A 22,123-nucleotide genomic window follows, 5' to 3' on the forward strand; every position below is an offset into this window, starting at 1 on the left:
GCTCCCTCTTCCATCTGTAAGATTAACATTACACATATCAGTAAAAATACAAGAATAATAACTATACGTTCTTAGACGTTTTTCATCGAGTTTACAGCCTGGCATTTCAAACTCGCATCGTTTAAGAACGTTTTTTAAATTATTTTATAAAACCTCCACAATAATTTATTGTGGATCCCTCTTCTAAGACAACAGTTTTTATGAACTATTTTCAAAATAAATCACCGTATTTCTACTTTTGCAGTTAATATTGGCCAAATTTTATGTTTAGAACGCTTCCCTTAACATTCGCATGTCTTCACTATAAGATTAGCCTAGAAAAGTAAACGCTTGTTTTAGGCAAACAAAAAAAATCGGATGTATAAATGTTTAAAAAATGCAATTCAATTTCTACTTGAATTGCATTTTTTTATTGGATGAGGCGACCCCCTTCGGCAATAGCTCAAGCTGAAAACCTCATAGAAGCACATGATATAGTCACCTCATCCAACTGTTAGAGGAGTTTATGGGATAGTAATAGTATCTTGCTTTAATTATTAATCAATTAAATTGACTAATTCTAGTGATCGTTTTAAAACCTTCGCCATTTGAGCACGTGTTAAATTACTTTCTGGATTTAAATAGCCATTAGACCCTGTCATAATGTCTAGTGCCTGTAATTCCGATACGGCTTGCTTTGAGTAGTCAACTACTTGATTAGCATCTTTGTAGGATAAGGCATTTTTATCAACCGTTACTTTATAGCCTTTATATTCAAGCATGCGTAAAATCATTGCCGCTGCTTGCTGACGTGTAATATTTGCTGTTGGGTTAAATGTTGTGGCATTTACACCTGTTACAATACCTACCTCTGCAAGTGCTTGTACTTCATTTTCAAACCACTGACCTTTAACATCTTTAAACGCGGTTGCTTTAGCAGATTGAATATTTAAAGCTCGAGCGACCATTACTGCAAATTGTGCACGAGTTATATTTTTATTTGGACTAAATGTTGTAGCTGTTGTACCTGTTGAAATTCCAGCAGCGTATAAAGCTAAAATTTCATCTTTGCTGAATACATTATCGATATCTGTAAAAGGATTTTTAATATTATCCGTTTTCTCTGTATTATTAGAGTTTGTTGTTTCTTCCTCTAAAGCTGGCACATCAAACGTAAAGAATAATGTGTACGCCCCATAACCTAAACTACCTGAATCTACAAATATTTTCGTTACGCCATTGCGATCTTGAATTAATGGTAAACGTACAACACGTACTTGATCCATTTTTTCGCCTGTAGAACTTATCACTTCGATTTTTTGTTGCTTACCATTTTCATCAATATAAGCAAGTGTTTCAAAACCATAAGCTTTACCAATTAGTGTCATTTCAATATAACGTTTACCGTCAAGTGTTACTAATTCAGCTTTCGTGAAGTATGGTGCTAAATAGTTTGTAATAAAATCAGCCATATTACCGTTTGGATCAGCCACCATTTTATACGTAATGGACTGACGAGTATTCTTTTCATTTGTCTTTGTTGTCGTTGCTGATACATTTGTGGAAATCGTCTTATCCGCCGTTATTGCTTCAAAAACAAGATTATCTAGTGTAGCAATTTCAAATGAAAGTGTTGTTGTTTTTGCAGTTGCAATCGGTACTAATGAAGCTACTTTATTCGACCATTTTGCAATTTCTTTACCGTTTTGTTTGACAATAAAATTTTGTAAGTTATTTTCAATATTTAATGAAAGCATAACTTTATATTTGTTATTTTCAAATACTGTTTTTGCTTTTTGTAGGAAGACAGCTATCTCTTTTGTATTGTTTGCAAATTCAAATTTAACTACTCCCTCTTGACTAAAGTTCCCTGTAGTACTTGTATTTGTTCCGCTATTAGTTGAACTACCATTTGTTGAACCACTATTAGTTGAACCACCTGTACTTGGGAATGTTGTACTATCATTAATCTTTGAAAGTGACGCTTCTTCAAATTTTAATAGAATATTATAGTCATGATGATAGTTAAGATCCGCAATATCGACTTTTACCCACGCATTTTGAAGAGTAGCTAAATTCGATACTGTAAATTGCACTACTCGTACATCATTTGTATCGCTAATTGTACTAGGTGTTGCACCATTCACTGTAAATCCAGTAATCCATGAACTATTTTTTAGTGTTAATTGAACTTGATAAGAAGAGCCATTTTTCACTACATATGCTTGATTATCAACATATGTGTTCATAATAGAGCTACCCGTACCTGATTCATTTAAGAACGTAAAGTTCACTGTATACAGCCCATTAGTTGATTGTTCATTGTTTTCAGTGTTAGAATTGTTATTGCCACCGGTATTTGAATTATTATTGTTCTCCCCAGAACCTGATTCACTGCCGTTGGTATTTCCTTCCGAACTATTCTCCTCTTGCTTAGCAATCTCACCCGTTAATAGTACTTTTTCAACTGTCGTACTCATTGTGGATGCATTCCCATTTCGCTCAGTTGTTGACGTGAATGCTAAATTTTCTAATGAATCTACTGTAAATTTAATGACATTTTTCGTGTCCCCTGCTGTCCATTCTGCAATCATTTTATTTCCTTGTTTTACAGAAAAGCCCTTCGTTGTACCATTTACAACTAAATTAATTGTTACAGCAATTTTATTGTCTGCTGTTTTTGTAGCATATGCTTGTCCTAAAAGGGATGCGATTATTGTATGAGCAGGTGCACCAGAGCTAACAGGTGTCAGTCCAAACTCAATTACTTGATTGTTCGAGTTGAAATGCTCAGGTAAATATACAATTTGTTCTTTTACCGGTGCAAAATCAAACGTAAACGGTGTTGCTGGATACTTGTCACCTGACATAATCACTGTAGCCTTTAAATCAGCATCTAATTTTACCTTTATAACACGTACTAATGAATTGCCTTCTCCTTCAGAGCTTACGATTTTTACGTCTTCTCCGTTTTCACTGCCTACTTTTAGTGTCGTAAATGCATATGTGTGACCTGTTAGTTTAATATAGGCATATTTTTCTTCACCAATTGTCGCTAAATCAGCATAATTAATATAACTTTTAAAATACGTATCATATGTTTTATTATTTGTTAAAAATGTAAAAGGAACGTTTTTTGTAATAATTTCATCTTTGTTATCTTCTGGTTGTTCTGTTGCTTCATCACATACACGATTAACTTCCGTAACATCAGCAATTTTTAAATACACTATATAGTCATGATCATACGATAGCATTGGAATATAAACATCAACCCATGCCTTTATTGTTTGCTCATATTGATCGACTACGAATGTGTAAATATCGTTACCATTAGTGTCTGTTGTTTTTTCAATAGCTTTTTTTAATTCTCCGCCAGATTCTACTTTAAAATCCTGGTACCACGCTGTATATGCTTGTGGCACAGTAATGTCTACTGTAAATTGACCATCTTTTTGTTGAACAGTAGCTTCCTTTTGAACATAGCTATTCATCATTGAATCTGCTGTTTGCTGTTCGTTGAGCATTTTGATATTTGCCGAATAGTCAGCTACGCAGCTAGATCCGGTATTCTCTTCCGCCTTTACTTCCATTCCCAAGCTCGGTAATACTGCACCTAACATCAACACTATCATTGCTACATATTGTAAAAATTTCTTCAATACTCTAACCTCCTGAGTTTTTTAATTATTTCAACCTATCCTAAGCGTTATTACCTCCTTTTGTATAAACAATTTAACTAGTACTACCACAAACCCAAATGATTCCCATTCTCAATTAAAATTAAAAGAAAAACATCTATTAATTACATGGATGTTAGTGAGTAAATCTACCTTTTTAATTGATTATGATTCTCATTCTCACCAATTATAACTCACAAACTATTATTGTCAAGAAAGTTAAAATATGTTTTGTTATTTTATTTTGTGTAAATAATGCTAAATAACATACTGTCATTGAAATATTTACTGTAAATTTAAAAGGATTAAAAATTTACCTTCATTAACTCTAAGAAGCTGCTAATCTGTCTCATATAATTTTCCTAAATGCTTAATGGAATCATATATGTACCAACACTTTCATGCGTTTGAATAATCACTTCTACACCATACACTTCTTTCATCCGTTCTGCTGTTACGGTTTCTATAGGTGCACCTTCGCATAATATTTTACCGTCTTTCATCAAAATAATATGATCGCTATATTTTATTGCTTGATTAATATCATGCAACACCATCACAATTGTTAGAGCATGTTCTTTGTTCAATTTCTTCACTAACTCCATTAATTCTATTTGATAAAAAATATCTAAATATGTTGTTGGCTCATCTAAACAAAGAATGGATGATTTTTGAGCAAGTGCCATGGCAATCCAAACACGTTGACGTTCACCACCCGATAATGCATCCAATTTACATGTACGTTTCTGTGTTAAATTTGTTGCTGACAGTGCCCAATTGACTGCCGCCTCATCTTCTTCAACATTTCTTTTCATTAATTGTTGATGGGGTACCCGTCCATAAGCAACTAGTTTTTCAATCGTGATATCTTGCGGCACTGAATTTTGCTGATAAACAATGGCTAGTTTTTTCGCAAATTCCTTGGCCTTGTATGTCATTATATCCTTCTGTTCTAACGTTACTGATCCTTGTTGCGGCATATTATTACGTGAAATAACACTTAATAATGTTGTTTTTCCACAACCATTCGGGCCAATAATCGTCGTGATTTTTCCCTTTTCAATAGTTGTCGTAACCCCATCTAAATGATTTTGCTTCTGATCATAAGATAGTTTAATTTGAGAAACATTCAATACACTCACCTCTCTTTATTTATCTTTTCGAATTAAGAAGATTAAAAATGGTCCACCGATTATCGCCATGATTGTGGATGCTGGTATTTCCAGTGGCGCAACTAATATTCTACCTAATGTATCGGCAGTTAAAATTAGCAGGGCACCAGCTAATGCCGAGAATGGTATTAACCATTTATGATCTGATCCTACTAACCTTCTTGAAATATGCGGTACTAATAAACCGACAAATGCAATAACACCAGCTGTAGCAGTTGAAATAGCCGCTAGTAATACCGCTATCGCTGCAATAAATAGTCGTGCACGTGTTACATTAAAGCCTAGACTCTTGGCCGTTTTATCTTGTAAAGCCAATAAATTGCACCAAGAGGCTATTAGAAGAGCAGCTAGTAAACCAATCAAACCGTAAAATGAAATTAAACGTACATCACTCCAAGTTCGCATCGATAAATTAGAGCCACCTACACCGCCAACCATCACATTCATATAGCTACATAGCGTAACAAAGGCTTCTGTTAGACCCGTAAACATCGCATTAATCGCAATACCCACTAAAATTATTTTCAAAGGATTTAATCCTGATTTCCAGGACAACATAAATACTAAAAAGCAAGCAAAGGCTCCTCCAAAAAAAGCTAATAATGGCGTAAAGAAAAACATCATTGGAAATAATGTAATGATTAATAATTGTACAAATGATGCTCCTGCTGAGATGCCAATTACACCTGCATCGGCTAATGGATTACGCATAACTGCCTGCAATAATACGCCGGAAATGGATAATGATGCTCCTGCAAATAAAGCAACAATAATCCGTGGAAATCGTAAATCTTTAATGACTGTGTAATTTGAGTTTTCTTCCCCAAAAAGAGCCCTAATAAACTCCATCGTATCCATTTTAATAGAGCCAGTAATGGCTGAATATATAATAACGACTAAAAGTAATAGACTTACAACTAAAAAACTACTTATTTTTTTATTCATCTCAGTCCTCTACATTTCTCATTATGGATACATAATGTTAATTAATTCTTCTAGCGCTTGAGGTACTGCAAGCGTTGCTGTTGTGCCAAATAACGGTTCATCTAAATCATAAACACGTCCATTTTTTACTGCGTCAAAATGCTTCCAAATATCATTCGTAGTAAATTCCTCATTAAACATTTCCACAACTTGTTCAGGCAGACCATGTGCCAGACGAATAATAATATCTGGATTGCTTTGTTGTAAAAATTCCGTATTAGACGGTAAATATTCCGGTTCTTGCCCGCTCATCACATTTTGACCTCCAGCCAATCTCACTAAGTCTCCAATATATGAATTTTCTGTTGCCACCAAATAGCTACCTGGAATGCCTAATAAAATCAGCACCTTTGGTGATTCATTTAATTCTGCCTTCATCGAAATGGCTGTAATCTTTCCTTCTAGCTCCGTCACTAGCTTCGTGGCCTCTTCTGTCCGTTTATATTTTTCTCCAATTTCTAAAATAGCAGCTTTCATACTATCAATACTCTGTAAATTCACATATGAAGCATTAATACCAACTTCATCAAATGTCTTTTTCAAATCTGCCTCCAACGTAGTCACTGAGAAAACCTCTGTTGGATTCAAGGATTTTACAATTTCCATATCAGGTGACATCGGACTACCAACCTCGGGTAAACCCTCATATCGTTTAGGTAAATCATATACCGTCGTAGGAATAGCGACGGCATCTAAATTTAGTGCATCTAAAATATGAGCAACTGCAACTGTCGTTGGAATAATTCGATTTTCATCTTGAACAGTTGTCTTATTTTCATCCTTTTTTTCTTTTACCTTATTTTCATTTTCCTTAATTGAATTAGTACATGCTGAAAGAACGACAAAAATAATACATAGCACCACCATATGTAACTTTCTACTATTTACTTTTGTTTCTTTTATCATGTCCATTCACTCCTTTTAAAAAGCACCCTACTCCTACCTGAGTGAAGTAGATGAGGGTGCTTCCGAAATATTTCAATGGATTTCTTCCTTCATGCGTTTTTTAAAATTAAATAGGATAAATCCACTGACACAGAACAATAAAAGTATACCTATTGGAAAAGCATCACTTGTTTGTGGATTTACTTCTTTTTCTTTAACTGACGAAATATCTGTTTTACCAGTATTATCTGTTTTTTTAGTCGTGTTAGAGTTATTTTGTACTGTTGTAGCTGCTACTGCACTACCATCTTCGTTTTTCAATGATGCCGCATCCCATACAAAATCTACTGTATATTCATGATGATAATTTAAGTCATCAATGTCCACCTTCATCGTAACAGCAGTTTTCGATGTATAAGCAGGTAATGCAAATTGGACGATACGTGTATCCTCTGCCTTATTTTCGCTGACGACTTTATTACCGCCTGTACTTGATTCAAATTTCGTTATCCACGCACTTTTTTTCATCTTCATTTGTACAACCGAAGTACCATTCTGAACAATAATTGTTGCAGGCTTCAAAAAGTAATCATTTGCCATCGAAGCAGATGAAGAATCTGGTTTATTCACTTGGTAATTGATTGTATATTTCCCATCTGCAAGCGCAGCAGAAGCATTTAAATTAGGTGTAACGAAAATTGTTAAAAATGCGACTAACATTACTGAAATTAACCTTTTGATAGTAAAACCCCCTTTCAATTGATAATCATTATCAACACTATGCATATAAAAAGGGATATTAGAAAATATCCCTTTTTATTATTCTGCGTGTTCGACATATTAATTATGATAATGATAATCATTATCACTAATTGAATGATATTATGTATACATTAATTTGTCAATACTAATACAAAATAGATTATTTTTCCTAAACAATTTTAAAAGTTAAGTAAGAATCAAAAAGTCTATGAAGCAATGAAAACAGATTGATAAAAAAAAAATCTCTATTTTTATGAAAAAAGTGGTGTCTCAAAATAAAACTTCCATTGACATATTTTAAAATTGATTATCTCTTGTTTTTTCGGGTCATCTCCTGCTGTAGCTCGATTAAGGAATGTGCTTTTAATTCGTGCAGTGTTACTAGAATTAGATGAATCGAATATGGAGTCTTTTATCAGTTATAAAAAATCAATAATAAAGAAACGGATTTGGAAGTTATGCAATTCCAAATCCGTTAAAAAGTTCATTATGTTTTTATTTCATTGTAGCTGCTTGAATTTCAAAGAAGGCCCAATGTTCTTTTGGTATATCCTTGAAGATTGGTTCTGAATCTAAAGTTGGTATTGGACGATTAAAAATTCGATTTAATACCTTTACTGCTTGGGCACGTGTTAGCTTTTCATCTGGGCTAAATTGTCCATTTCCAGAACCTACCATGATCTCCATTTCACTAATAGCCTCTATTGCCTGGGCAGCCCAATGCGTAGAAGCTACATCATGGTATTTCTTATCACCTATCTTTAGATTGCAATAAGGAGTAGCAGTCGTCTCCTCTGAGCATTGCTTATTAAGCCAACGCATAGCAATAACTGCCATTTGAGCTCTTGTTATTTCATCATTGGGGCCAAAAGAATGATCTTGTCGTCCCTCCATGATTCCTTGTGTACGGATATACTCAATATCATGTTTAGCCCATGAATGAGCTGTATCTCTATAAAAAGTTCCAGTTACTTCCGGTACATTATTATTACTCAAACTTCTTGCCAACATTGCGGCCATTTGTGAACGTGTAACACTTTCATTCGGACGGAAAGTACCATCTTCATAGCCTTGGATGTAAGGGACGGATGTTCTCTCTAGCTCTTTTTGTTCTAAATGTACTAAAGAAAAAGTAGAGAAATGCTGTACATCAAAAATGATACCTGTCTGCCCTTTATTGAATTCTACCAATCTTCCAGACAATAATTCCGATGTACCATTACTATGTTCTACATAAACCCTTATATTTCTTTCTTGCACGGATGTCAGGTTCTTTGGCAGTGGTAGTAGCAATGACACTTGACGATTTTGCAAGTTCGTTTCAATTGTTAATGGTTGGCTGATAACTTTCACTTTCGTGCCTTTTGTTAATCCCAATGCCCTTTCACGCTCTTCAATATCTTCCTGTGAGATTGTACTCTTAATCGGTACAATTCGGAAATAAATATCCTCGTTGAAATCTGACATTGAATTATATGGAATTTCGATTTTAACATTCCTCATATCTATCCCAAAGCTAGATTTTCCTTCTACTAATAGTTTAGCTGCCTCTTTAGCAAGTATCACCTTTGTTTCACTTGCAGATGGTTCCATATTTGGTATGACAATTCGAGATTGTTTTTCTTCCAGCTTCACTAATTTCCGAAGAAACTCTTGTGCATTGGCAATTGAAAACGCTACCGTATCTTGTATCTCACCGTTGATATATAGACGTGTTAACACTGTTTGAAGAAGAACCTCGTTTGGCTTATTCGGATCTACAACATTCACCTTTACTTGATTACTTGGCAGACCTGGTTCAGGTGCTGGACTTGGAGTGGACGATCCTCCATCTCCCGGTACAATGTTTTTTGTCCATACAGCATACAACATCAAATTCACTTTCCCCATTTGAATGGTTTGCCCCTCTTTGTAAGTAACACCTTTTCCATCAGACCTTGTATTCCATCCTATAAATGTATAGCCGACTTTCATTAAATTACCTGTATTGCCTATAACTTTAATTAATTCGTGAGCAACATACTGCTTCGAATCAATTGGCACTTTACCTCCTTCAGCTCCGTTACCGTCATACGTAACTGTATATGTTGGCAGTGCGCCCGTTGTAAAATTCCAGGTAGTATTATCAGTAATACCTTCATACACATTACCCGCTAAATCAGTAAAGGCACCTGCATCAATTTGAATACTGTAAGCTGTATTTTGGGTTAATTCTAATGTAGGATTAATTGTCACGGATTCATTAATAATAGAGACTTTTGCTTGCGTAACTTCAATTGTTTCAACAACTTGATTGTCTGAACTATTACGAATGACAATATTTCTATTCGTTACAGGTAAAACCTTTTCATTAAATGTTAATACGAGATTTTCTGTAAACTGTACATCCATTGCTTGATGTATTGGGAAATAAGCTGTTACTTCTGGAGATTTTTTATCAAATATCACAATTGATCCTGAAGAAACCTCCGTTACTTGTATGCCTTCATGCCCCATTAAATCCCGATAATCAATTGCAAAGCTAATTGGTCCCTCTGTGTCCCCAGATTTCAGTGTATAGCTTGCTTGCCAAGTTTTAGCATCTCCATCACCTTTATCGGTTATGATGGCTGTTTGTCCGAGAATCGTTACATTGGGTGATTGAATATCCTCACTTGTCACAAAATCTATTGTGATAATATCATCTACCTTCGCGACTAATGGATTGGCATTATTAGATGCCATTGTCACCTGCTGAACAGTTGGCTTCCTACTATCAACTATGACATAGCTTCCATCAGTTACATCAGTGACCTCTGTTGCTGGAGTGCCTAGTAAATCTTTGAAATTTATGGTAAAGGGTGTTGTCCCCTCCATATCTCCATTTGTTACCATATATGTTGCTTGCCAGTTTGTTGCAGCTCCATTGACAGTTGCGGCTTTTCCTGCAATCTTAACTGTAGGTGCTTGAATATTTTTATCTGTCTTAATTGTTAATGTAATAGTATCCCCTATCTTGGCCTTTGTCGGATCATGATTATTCGACTTAATCGTCACCTCTACAGCTTGTGGCATCGTTTTATCAATCACAAATGAAACTGTTGTTGTATTACCTGCGTTATCTGTTGCTACCAAAGTATAATTTCCAGATGTACTTACAATGCTTCCACTTGTAAAGAGAGCACCATTTAATGTCGCTGTTCCTTCACTGAAACTAATTGTTACGTCTGTATTATAAACACCGTTATTTGTCACTCCTGTTATGGTAGGAGGGGTCGTATCAAACACAATTGTATTTGATAATGTATTCGATATATTGCCAGCAGTATCCCTTAGTTGCATATAAACGGTTTTACTACCTTCACCAGGTGACAATGTCCAATTTCTTGAAGATAAACGCGGCTCCCAACCGGACCAAGTAGTACCATCATTTGACAAGCGCATTTCTATCGCTTCTCCTTCTAAATCACTTGCAGTCATTGTTAAAGTAACATTAGTAGTATTTGTATAGCCTGCTCCACCATTAATCATAATAGTGCCTGTTGGGGCATGATTTTTAGTAATCTGAATTGTAAATTCCTTATCAAACGTATTACCAGCAGCATCTGTTACTCTTATCGTAATCTTATAACTATTTTTCGTATCATAGGCAAACGGGGCATTTGTCTTTAATACATTTCCATCAATTGTAAAGAAGCTTATATCCCCAGATTGCAGTGAATACGTAAAAGTTTGTGCACTTCCTGAGTCTGTTGCCGTCATTCTTCCAACAGTTGTACCAATGGGCTTCTTTTCTTCTATAGTAGTATTACTGAGTTCAATATTCGTAGGTGGTGTACTATCATAGATTATTTGATATTCCGCAGATGCTTTATTCAATGCGCCACTGCTATTAGCAACTACATTTTCAGGAATTTTAATTTTCACTGCTCCATCCACACTTGGTGATATTTGGGCAGTATATGTGGCACCACTTCCTGTGATAGATAGAATAGTTCCATTTGTAACAGTTATATCTCCAGCCGCTAAACCAGCCACTGGCTCACTGAAAACAATCGTTATAGAAATTGGATTGCTATTTGTTGGGCTAGATATAGTTGTTGGAATGGTCACGGAAGGACGTGCATTGACGACTAGATTCATTGTATAGACAGTGCTATAGTCAATACCGTCACTTACCTTAAATGTAAAAGATGCAGAAGAGCCATTTTCCGTCATATATTTGAATTTACCTACATCTAAGTCAGCTTTACTTATTGTCTCACCATTTGCAATAGCTTCCCCTGCCTCAAATTGCTGATTATTATTGTTATCGAGAAAGAGTTGTCCGCTATTAGGAATTGTAGAGATTTGAATCTGTTTCAAAGTATCTCCAGCATCTGCATCATTAAAAATGAAGGAAGTACTATCAAATGTATACATTTGCCCCTCGTTTACATTTACGATTCCATTACTAGATGTCGGTGGGTTATTGGGAGGATTATTATTTGGTATATCTATCGTAAATTCCGTAAACGTTAAATCCCACAACCCCGCCTGTACAGTATTGATAAATTGCACACTTGCAGTAATGATAAAAGAGTTAATACCCTCAATATTAATAGGTATATCATAAATAGGGTCATGCCTTGCAATTGTCTTAAAAACAACTGGATTCCCTTTTGGATTTCCTGCTTCATCATACCCTTGAATCGTCAGAGACAAGGCATCATTTTCGGCATGTGAATTGATAGTATTAATCTTTAACGTTTTTAAATCAAAGACACCACCTGAAAAACTTTCACCTGCAGAGATTCTAATCGATTTTGGTGTTGAATATTCATCTGCATTAAAATAATAGCCAGCTGGAAATTGTGCATCATTACTATACGTGAATAAATGAATACCATCATTCCCTGCAATGCCAGACACTTCAAATCCGTTCGTTGTATCACTTAGCCAATTTGCTTGTGTTAAATCTTGAACACAAGTTGGATAATTAGACGTTCCACAATTAGCCGCCTCTGCTTTTAAAGGGGCAACAAACAATATGACTGTCAATTGACTATAAACTACTAACATAAAACACAAGGTTATGGCTATTATCTTTTTCCCCATTCTCTACACTACTCCTTTATAATTGTTTCACATCCTTCATTTCATTCATTCTTAACTCCTTGGAGGCCATTCTCCAGCTAAGCAAATGATAAAGTTCAACCCAAGATATGGTTGCATATTATTATGTGGTTGATTCCCACCCACTACATCTATTGCCAATAAACTCATTTGTGTATTTACTTGTGTCGCATAGACAGGGACAGAGCCTCTTCCCTGTTGCTCTGTCCATATTGCTCCAGTTGGGTCATTATTTGAAGTTTGAACATTGTTACAAGCAGCTATATGATGATGACTAGGCATTTGAGTTGTTAATAGCGTAACAGTAGCTTCACCCCCTGATGCTCCAACACTCCTCGGTGTTAATCCAGCTCCTGTTCCTTGATGAAGCGCTGCCCTACCATTTAGATTCGGTAAAGCAAAGGTGGTCCTTCCATCTCCTCCATAATTTGCACCTAAAATGGCAAATAATGCTGTATTGGAAGTAATTGATAAGAGCTGACCATTACATAAAGCCCAATCTTTTGGTGCGAAATTACCGCCAAATATTCTGATTTCTCCAATATAGGCTTCTGACATTTTCCTGCATCTCCTTTTTTCTTAATTTCTTGATGGATAAATTCCAACTAGAGCCATACAATAATTTGCCACACTGTAAGGCTGCATATTTTGATGGGGCAGTGAACTTCCTGATGTTGATAATGCTTGTGTGTTCATATAAGTATTCAGTTGATTATCAGAATAGATATTATTAGTGGATGCCCCCCATACATTACCCGCAGCCGCTTTCACCGTAGCACTGTCCGAGCTACCGTTGACTGCATGTGTATGAGCTGGCATTTCGTTTATAGTTAATACATGTGTCTCTTCTCCCGCCTTTTGTCCTAGTGAGACACCGTTACCTACATGAACGGGAACTCTCCCCCTTAAATCAGGCAATGCAAATGTCGTTCTGCCATCGCCACCATAAGTTGTTCCTAATATGGAATATAGGGCTTGGTTTGTATTAATTGGCAAAACTCGACCATCGCATAATGCCCATCCTCTTGGGACCCTTCCAAAGCTAAATAATCTGATTTCACCTACATATGGCTCACTCATCTTTTCATTCCTCCTAATCAAAATGATGGGTATATACCGTAAAGAGCGATAATAAAACTAATTGTCAGAAACGGCATTACATTGTCATGAGGAGTATTTCCTCCAACACTTGAAACGACTGTTGCATTCATTGTGCTATTTGCTGGTTGTGTTGAATATTGTATATTTTTTGCCCAAACAGCTTTTTCAGGACTCAGTGTTGTACCTTCAAGTGAGAAAGCATTTACTTGATGCGTATGAGCTGGAAGCTGTGAAGTGTTTAAAGTGACAGTTTCCACCCCTCCTATTTGACCTATCACATAGTTCGTACCAGTTGCTTGATTCTGTCCTTGATGGACAACTACTCTACTTTGAAAATTTGGTAACGCGAATGTCGTTTGTCCATTCCCGCCATAAGTTGTACCAATTAAGGAATAAAGTACTTCATTTTCTGCAATGGATATGAGTTGCCCATTGCACAATGCCCAGCCATCTGGAGCATAATTACCTGCAAACATTCGAATTTCTCCAACATATGGATCCATTTAAAACACCTTCCTTTAATGATGTATCTCTTACACTAAATTAATGTAGAAAGGTTAAAATCAGGTTAAAAAAATGGCATTAAATGAAAATAATATATTTTACCTAGAATGAATTTCAATCTTTTCAATTTTAGCTACTCATTAAAATCAATAGAAAGAAATCAAATAAACAATCTCATTTTACTATTGCATATGCTGTAGCAAAGGTAGGTAATCAGAATCCAGAAGATAGACCACATGTAATGAAGTGAAGTATAAATATAAGAAAAACAAAAGGAGACCGTTTAATTAACACGAACGGTCTCCTTCATTGTATGTTGCCTCTTGTCCTACTTATTTATCTAGAGGTTAATTCTACGATTTGCGATACAGCAATTTAATCCATTTACTGCCCATTCAGTTAGCCGTGAACCCTTTTCTCAAATATTGAATTCGGACTAATGACAAACATTAGATCTTCTGTAGCATTTGATGCCGTTTATTTAGACTCAATACCGCCAGTGTTTACAGCAACTTTAGGCTCAACCAACATAATATGGCATTCCTTTTCAGCGAAAGGCTTTTGCTCTGCTCCTCCCGGAACAATAAACATCTCTCCCTTAGAAATTTTTACCTGGCCATCACGAAAAGCAATGAACATTTCTCCTTCTAGCACAATAAATACCTTATCTGCACCTTGATGCTCGTGCCATATAAAATCTCCATCAATCTTAATTAGTTTGAATTGAAAGTCGTTTATTTCACCTACAACTTTCGGAGACCAGAGCTCATTTATTTGAGACAAATTTTCTTTTATATTTATAACTTGGTAGGGCATAACCATCTCTCCTTATCATCTATTGACCTTCTTAACACTGTTTGTTTCTCGAATTAAATTCTTCGTTTTATTGTTTTTGCAGGGCATTTGTTATATTTTGCAAAGCGTATTCAATAGCTAATGGACCACCAGTAATAGCGGAAGTATCCATTAAATGAATATTCCCTTTTTTTACGGCGTTCATATTATTCCATACATTACTTTGTTGTAATTCACTCATTAATGTTTCCTTTTTTGTAATGTCACCTATAAGGAAAATATGGTCTGCTTGAATTGTTGAAATTCCTTCGAATGCAGTAAACTGATTATTTTTTCCTTTAAATGTGATATCTGGTGTAAGCCCCAATCCCTTTTCTTTATCAAACGCAAGAATATATACAGGATTTTCTTCACCTAGAACATTAAAAGTTTTTCCATCCCAAGACAACACAAGTGCTACTGACTCTCCTTGAATCGACTTTAATGCTTCACGACCAATTGTAATTTCTTGCATCATTTTATCAATTACTTTTTCCGCTTCGTCTTCCTTTCCAATAATCTCGGCTACTGTACGAAGGCCATATTGCCAGTCATCATAGATGTCCTTAGATTTCAGCGTAATGACTGGCGCAACTTTTTCTAGTGACTCATATAATTTTTCATGATGTTCCGTTGCTAAAATATAATCAGGCTCAGTCGATAAAATTTTTTCAATACTAGGAGACAATTTATCTCCTAATTCTTCAGTTGAATCTAGCTTTCCATTTAAATAAGATAAAGAAGATAGATACTCTTTGTCAGTAGAAGCTGTAGGCGGCTCACCTAATGCAACTAGTATTTCAGGATAAAAATACCATAGGGAAACTATTTTTTCTGGTTTTTTCTCGATAACAATTTCTTTACCCAAAGCATCCTTAATGGTTCTTGGCCAATGAGTTGCATCTGCATTAACCGCAGAGGTAGAAGTGTCTTCTGTAGCTACGCCTTTCTTTTCAACTGATGTTTCATTGCAACCTGCTAGTATGCCTGCTAATAATAGCGTTGAGAATAATAGTCCTTTGATCTTGTGCATCCGAAATTCCTCCAACAAATTATCTTTGATACGCTATTAGTATAGTAAAGGAATTTTCGGATTTGAATGGATGCTTGTTGAAATTAGCATGGATTATTGATGAACTTCTCTCGATATTCAGTAGGAGAAAGACCAAATTGTTTCTTAAACACTCTACTAAAATAAAAGGGATCAGCAATTCCAACAGTTTGCGCAATATATTGTACAGGCGCATCACTTGTAAAAAGCATTTTTTGCGCCATGTTGATACGATATTTTAATAAATATTCTGCTGGTCCCATACCTGCATGTTTTCTAAATACATAAGAAAGTCGATTTCGATTCACGTTATATTGTTCTGCAAGCAAGGGGATTGTAAGGCTTTGATGATAGTATTCATGAATATAAGAAGATACCCGTTCGAATAAAGTATGTGATTCACAGCTATTTTGCCTATTAGCAACACATAATAAGGCTTCATTCAGTACATCGCGAAACAGCATTTCGGTCTGAAACATTGAAATACCTCCGCGCTGATTATACACATGCCAAAGACGCATAAGTAATTCAATAAGACGAGGAGATTGTCCAGTCGATAATTCAAAATGCTGATGAGAAAAACTGGACTCTTGTAGTTCTGAGTTACATATTCGGTATAAAACAAGAATATATTCCCAGTTCGCATTATCAAAATTTTTTTGATCTAGTTTCATTTTTGCACCACCATGCACAACTTTTCCTGGTGAAAAGATATAAGGCGTGCCATTAAATTGAAATTGTATTTTCCCTGTAAGTGGAAAAATAAATCCAGGAAAGGAATCTGTATATTCAGCGTACGGCACACCTAAATAACTCGTATATCGATATATTCCTTCTACTTGGAAAGGAATATGTGCTAAATGTTCTGCTAACTGATTCACATCGATTTTCAAATTGCATACCTCGTTTCAAAATTGTTTACTAGTAATGGCTTTTGACAACAAATAGCATGGACCCCTCAACAAGCTACTGCTCAAAGTAAGTTTCAGTGGCATCGAGAACTGATTTTAAGGATTCCATAATCAATCGGCGGGTTGAGTCATCTCAGCCAAATTACTGATCATGTTTAGCCCCTGAAATGCGAAAAGGTGGGCATGATGACTTTCGTCTATCCCCACCTTATCGATAATGATTATCATTGTCAATTTGAAATAGAACCACCCATCTACTAATTGGTGGCTTGCACTACGCATGAAAAACTCGGAAACTGAGCCATGTCTAAAGAATTTTGAAAGGTCCGCTAATTGCCCTTAGTTTTCGCACACCGCTATAGTGGCTTTTTTGTTAAACCTTATTGTAAACTTAATAGCTTTTTATCATTTTATATATTCTTCTTCTCCTTCTTTTGTTTTCTTACTCAAAATTAACTCCTTACAAATCATCTCTATTTCTTGTGAAAAAGATTTTATTTGAAAGGCATCAGAAAAGATTTTATGCTTAGATGAAGCCACAACTTGTTGTAGTTTTTCTTCATAGGTTTGTACAAAATAATCAAGCGTCGGGCTTTTCAATTTCAGGGCATGCGCAATCCCTTGAATGATTTTCATACGGAAATAGTCCTCTTTTGGCATTCTAGGAATATCCCATTCTCCATCAAGATTTTTATAAATACCTCTAAAAGGAACGGCAGAAAAATCAAAGTATCTTCCTTCTTTATTTGGTATAGAAAATGGATCAATTAATAAGGATGCATAACGAATATAGAGCAGATATTCTTGATGTATAGATTCGAGTTTATTAAAATTCTCTATTTCTTGTCCGTCTATACTTGCTGGCTGCAATGGATAATTATCGTCTACCATAAATTTTAATAGATTGAGAGGTTGAATATCGAAGTGTTTCACAATTTCCATCATTTCTTTCCAATAATTTAATAGATGCCGAATTATTGTATAAGTAATAGGACCCTCAGGATAAAGCTTATACACATACTTTGTTATACTATCCTCATCAAATATTGCCTTTAATGAAAAATCATTCATAAATAAGGGAGGATGTACGTATAAAGAAATATTTCTTGTTTCTGCCTCAAGGGGAGAAGCTAATTTTTTTAAATGAATCCCTAAATGATGAAATAATTCAGATAATTTATCTAGTCTATGTGATTTTGAGTAAGTTGAACCTACATAAACTGTTTTCTTCACTCCTGTTGTCAATACTTCATTTGATGGTATTCCATCTATCCATCTAGTATCCCCATAATATGTTGAAAAACTAATGATCTCTGCCTGAGGAGTTAGATTCTTTAGGAAATTTGCTATTAAATGACTAGAACCAAATGTAGGTGACATTAATATATAGCAGCTAGCCTGCTTCAACACTTTCGTATCAATTTGTGCTAATACTGAAAGATAAGAGTCTGTAGTAACACAAAGAACTACGGTATCCCAATTTCCAGATATTTTATGATAACCCTTAAAAAACGCATCAATCGTACATTTTCCCGCAACAGCCTGATGTTGTGTATTTTGAATAAATACTTTGAGTGCAAGTTGTTGCTGAACGATCGTGTCAAAGAAAATGTTGGAGCGTAAAGATTCTCGACCTGCAATAGCTACTTTACTATTACAATAATTTTTGAAATTCACAGCTAATTGAATTACTGTAGGCCCTGTTCCTAACAGTAATACTTTATTAAAATAAGACATAGTCTTCTCCTCACCTATTAAAATCATTGTACCTTTTGATATAAAACAACATCAAAGACATGTTGAGGGTGGATAATTTCTTCTATTGTATGCCATTTATTTTTGTTTACCTTCTGCATTGGATAATTAAAAAGAGACTTTAACCCATTTCCATAACGCATAGCAATCAGCACATCTTTATTTGTTACATCATATAATTGGTCTAATATGTCATATTTCCTGCTTACAGTTGAACTAAATATAATATGACTAATCTGTTCCATAACTGCGAGCTCTTCTACTGTCTTCTTGTCAATTTGAATGGATAAATGACTTCCTAATTTATTTACTACATGTTTCCCCAACTGAATCGCCTCATCATCAATATCAATTCCAAAAACGTCTGCTCCTGTTTGTTCCGCAACCATTAATAATGTTATAGGAAAAGACCCAGATCCTATTAAAAGCACCTTCGATTGACTAGTAACTTGAAAACCTCCGAATTCCTTGCCAATACAGTCTCCTATATTACGAAAGTAATCCGTCATCTCCTTTTCTTCATGACTTAATAATAAAGCCCGGTATTTTTCCATGATTTGGACACAAACAGAAGAGTTCTTTCGTAGATTTTGAACTAATGATACTATTTCAATTGACCGCCCTAAATTATTCCATTGTGTTTCATTGTCATGATTTATAATAAAAGAAGAATACTCATCAATTAACGCACACAACTCTAAATAATCAACTAGTAGATGATCCTTGTTTTGATAAATAAATAACTTAAATTTATTATCAAAGTAATGTAATTTCTTTAAAAACAACTCTATATCCTTCACTTGCCCCACTCCTATATTTGAGGATTAAAGTTCAATATATGCATACACTTTTAATACTATTTCAACACTTCCTTGGTTATGTAAATAATTTAACGTCCTCAATAATTAGTAAAAAATTGAGGGATTCATTGTATCCCCCAAATATAGAAAGCCGCGAAGTTGTAAATAGTAATAGCAATGAAAGGTTTACCCCATCTTAAATCCTTGTAGCAACTAATGGATTGATAGTCGATCAAATGCAAAATCATAACCGTATATATTAGAAGACACTTGTGCTAAAGCTGTTATATTTTTTGTAAGAGGTACGCTTGCATCTTCATATGCATATAAAATCTTAAACATATGGATTTATATCATTGATGAGGAATCTGTCTAATTCTTATGATTCCACATAAAAAAGACCAGAAACTCACTTGTTATATGAGTTCCTGGTCGAGCGTTAAATAGTTAAATGTAAATACATTTCGTGTGAAATACTATAGTAACATTTAATACTAATTTATTGGCTTATAGTTCATAATGTCTGTTTATCAAACCATTTTATCTTTGCCTAAGAATTTCAAATAAATCATACACGTCATACTTTGAACATATTTGTTTTATTTTGTAATTCTTCTGCCATTTTAGAAAGTGTAAAAGTAGATGCTGTAATTTCTTCCATTGAGGCTAGCTGTTCCTCTGTAGCTGCAGAAATATTTTGTGTTCCTTCTGCAGAACTTTGGGCGATTCCATTGATTTGCTTCATCGAATCAGTCATATTATTCATTTCTATAGCCATATGTTCTACCGAAGTAGAAATCCCCTGAACTTGAACAGATACTTGTTTGGTAGCATGTTGAATTTTTTTGAAGGCTTCTCCTGCGGTGTTCACACTATTCATACCTATAACCACTTCATTTGTTGTGAACTGCATTGATTCTACTGCTCTATTCGTTTCCGTTTGAATTCCATCAATTAACACAGAAATTCTCTGTGCGGATAAAGAGGATTCTTCAGCTAATTTTCGAACTTCTTCTGAAACAACAGCAAAACCTTTACCATTTTCCCCTGCTCTTGCCGCTTCAATCGCTGCATTTAATGCTAGTAAGTTAGTCTGTTCAGCAATACTTGTTATAACTTCTACGATTTGTCCAATCTCTGAAGAGCGATCACCTAAACCAAAGATCACATTATTTAGATTATCGATAGAAGTTTGGATTTTGTCCATTTGTTGAACAGCGTTTTTAATGATTTCATTCCCATCCACTGATATTTGTTCTGCGTGGATAGCTGCCTCTGATACGCTAGTTGAATTACTTTCAATTGTTTGGACATCTTGTACCATTTGTGTAACAATATCTTCTGTTTCTATTATCGTTCTAACTTGATGCTCTGATCCGCTTGCAATATCTAACGTAACAGTCGCAATATGCTCGCTAGCTGAATTTGTTTGTTCTGTACTTGCCGTGAGTTCTGTAGAAAACGCTACCATATGTTCAGACGATTGCTTTACCTGACCAATTAAATCTCGTAATTGAGCAATCATACGATTAAGTGAGGTAGATAATATCCCAAATTCATCCTTAGAATTATAATCTACACTAAAATTTAATTCTCCCGCTTCTGCTCGTTGAACAGCAGTTTTTATTTTTTCTATTGGAGCAGTTATATATTTTCGAACACCAATAAACCCAATTACAACATACAGTATGCTTAATACCACTGAAATGATCATTGTATTTCTAGTATTTTTATCTACTTGGTCTACACTATCTTTATATAAAGAGCTTGCATAATCTCTATTCAGTTCTGTTAACTTTAAACCTTTTGATAAAATACTATTATACTCAGGCTCACCTATAGAATAATAGAGGTTTAACGCTTCCTCATTCTTATTAGCAAGACTCAGTTGGAATACTTGCTCCATAGTCTCTTTAAAAATTGGATATTGTTCCACCAGTTCACTTATAATTTCTGCTTCATCTGACTTCAAGTTGGTGTCATTAAGTAATTGAAGATTCATTTCATTATCTTCAAAAGCTTTGTTCACCTCATTATTGATTAATTCTATCGTTTTTTCATCAGTATAAAGGAAGGATCTATACATATCTGTTAAAATAATACGATTATTTAGCCTGTAATCAGTCAATATAATCCCTGGTTCTAAGCGGTCCTTAAATATATCCTCTATATTATTTTTTAAAGATTTCATCGTGTTATACCCAACCACTTGAATAATACCAACTGTAGATATGGATATTAACATTAAGATTAATAATTTTTTCATTGTGGAAAGATTGCGTAACATCATAATTATCCCCTCTGATTTGAAAATGTAGTAAACGAAAATTTGTTTGTTTTACTGGTTATTCATTTAATAACAATAGGTAATAAGTTTGTCTTACTTTATCATTGGTTCGTGTCTCTATTATCCAAACTATTTTATATAGCACGGTAGCATTCTAACCTCTGATGTATAGTCTGCTCTGTCTAACTTTTTATCATCTATGAGTCTAGTATCCTTTCCTTCAGTAATTTTCAAGAAAACATCAAACCCAACAAAAAAGTATGTATTTTAAAATCAATGATAATAAATTTATATCAATAATATTTTTCATCATGTATAACTTAG

General features: G+C 34.8%; 15 protein-coding genes. All 15 read right to left on the reverse strand.

Annotated features, from left to right (window positions below):
• Window positions 1-536 precede the first annotated feature (536 nt).
• The 15 genes from MHI34_RS00305 to MHI34_RS00375 all read right to left on the reverse strand — a co-directional run bounded on the left by MHI34_RS00305 (window position 537) and on the right by MHI34_RS00375 (window position 21,802).
• Window positions 537-3,641 carry an NEAT domain-containing protein gene (locus tag MHI34_RS00305; protein ID WP_342504021.1) on the reverse strand — a complete coding sequence of 1,035 codons (3,105 nt, stop codon included), beginning with the start codon at window positions 3,639-3,641 and terminating at the stop codon, window positions 537-539.
• A 380-nt stretch (window positions 3,642-4,021) separates the two neighbouring features.
• Complete coding sequence (locus MHI34_RS00310; RefSeq protein ID WP_058843346.1) at window positions 4,022-4,792, reverse strand: ABC transporter ATP-binding protein; 771 nt, start codon at window positions 4,790-4,792, stop codon at window positions 4,022-4,024.
• A gap of 15 nt (window positions 4,793-4,807) precedes the next feature.
• The gene (locus tag MHI34_RS00315; protein ID WP_036127110.1) at window positions 4,808-5,776 is read right to left on the reverse strand and encodes an iron ABC transporter permease; all 969 of its coding nucleotides are present in this window, start codon (window positions 5,774-5,776) and stop codon (window positions 4,808-4,810) included.
• 21 nt (window positions 5,777-5,797) lie between these two features.
• The gene (gene isdE / locus MHI34_RS00320; protein ID WP_089932145.1) at window positions 5,798-6,721 is read right to left on the reverse strand and encodes a heme ABC transporter substrate-binding protein IsdE; all 924 of its coding nucleotides are present in this window, start codon (window positions 6,719-6,721) and stop codon (window positions 5,798-5,800) included.
• Between the two features lie 72 nt (window positions 6,722-6,793).
• Window positions 6,794-7,486 carry a heme uptake protein IsdC gene (isdC, locus tag MHI34_RS00325; protein ID WP_080717150.1) on the reverse strand — a complete coding sequence of 231 codons (693 nt, stop codon included), beginning with the start codon at window positions 7,484-7,486 and terminating at the stop codon, window positions 6,794-6,796.
• A gap of 471 nt (window positions 7,487-7,957) precedes the next feature.
• Complete coding sequence (locus MHI34_RS00330) at window positions 7,958-12,538, reverse strand: S-layer homology domain-containing protein (protein WP_342504022.1); 4,581 nt, start codon at window positions 12,536-12,538, stop codon at window positions 7,958-7,960.
• 51 nt (window positions 12,539-12,589) lie between these two features.
• Entirely contained in the window at window positions 12,590-13,114 is a 525-nt protein-coding gene (locus MHI34_RS00335) for a tail fiber protein (RefSeq protein ID WP_036127114.1), read from the reverse strand.
• Between the two features lie 21 nt (window positions 13,115-13,135).
• Entirely contained in the window at window positions 13,136-13,636 is a 501-nt protein-coding gene (locus MHI34_RS00340) for a tail fiber protein (protein ID WP_058843341.1), read from the reverse strand.
• Between the two features lie 17 nt (window positions 13,637-13,653).
• A complete protein-coding gene (locus MHI34_RS00345; RefSeq protein WP_036127178.1) occupies window positions 13,654-14,160 on the reverse strand; it encodes a tail fiber protein in 507 nt (168 codons plus the stop codon).
• Between the two features lie 478 nt (window positions 14,161-14,638).
• Window positions 14,639-14,977, reverse strand: coding sequence for a cupin domain-containing protein (locus tag MHI34_RS00350; protein ID WP_036127180.1), 339 nt, complete (start codon window positions 14,975-14,977; stop codon window positions 14,639-14,641).
• A gap of 67 nt (window positions 14,978-15,044) precedes the next feature.
• Window positions 15,045-16,028 carry an iron-siderophore ABC transporter substrate-binding protein gene (locus tag MHI34_RS00355; protein WP_036127182.1) on the reverse strand — a complete coding sequence of 328 codons (984 nt, stop codon included), beginning with the start codon at window positions 16,026-16,028 and terminating at the stop codon, window positions 15,045-15,047.
• An 83-nt stretch (window positions 16,029-16,111) separates the two neighbouring features.
• Window positions 16,112-16,939, reverse strand: a complete 828-nt coding sequence (locus MHI34_RS00360; protein ID WP_342504023.1) for an AraC family transcriptional regulator — start codon at window positions 16,937-16,939, stop codon at window positions 16,112-16,114.
• 423 nt (window positions 16,940-17,362) lie between these two features.
• Entirely contained in the window at window positions 17,363-18,694 is a 1,332-nt protein-coding gene (locus MHI34_RS00365) for an opine metallophore biosynthesis dehydrogenase (RefSeq protein ID WP_036127187.1), read from the reverse strand.
• Window positions 18,695-18,717: 23 nt separating this feature from the next.
• Window positions 18,718-19,512 carry a nicotianamine synthase family protein gene (locus tag MHI34_RS00370; RefSeq protein ID WP_231744971.1) on the reverse strand — a complete coding sequence of 265 codons (795 nt, stop codon included), beginning with the start codon at window positions 19,510-19,512 and terminating at the stop codon, window positions 18,718-18,720.
• A gap of 577 nt (window positions 19,513-20,089) precedes the next feature.
• Entirely contained in the window at window positions 20,090-21,802 is a 1,713-nt protein-coding gene (locus MHI34_RS00375) for a methyl-accepting chemotaxis protein (RefSeq protein ID WP_080717152.1), read from the reverse strand.
• Window positions 21,803-22,123: the final 321 nt, after the last annotated feature.

This window comes from Lysinibacillus sp. FSL L8-0126 (genome assembly GCF_038630385.1).
Taxonomy (GTDB): domain Bacteria; phylum Bacillota; class Bacilli; order Bacillales_A; family Planococcaceae; genus Lysinibacillus; species Lysinibacillus fusiformis_D.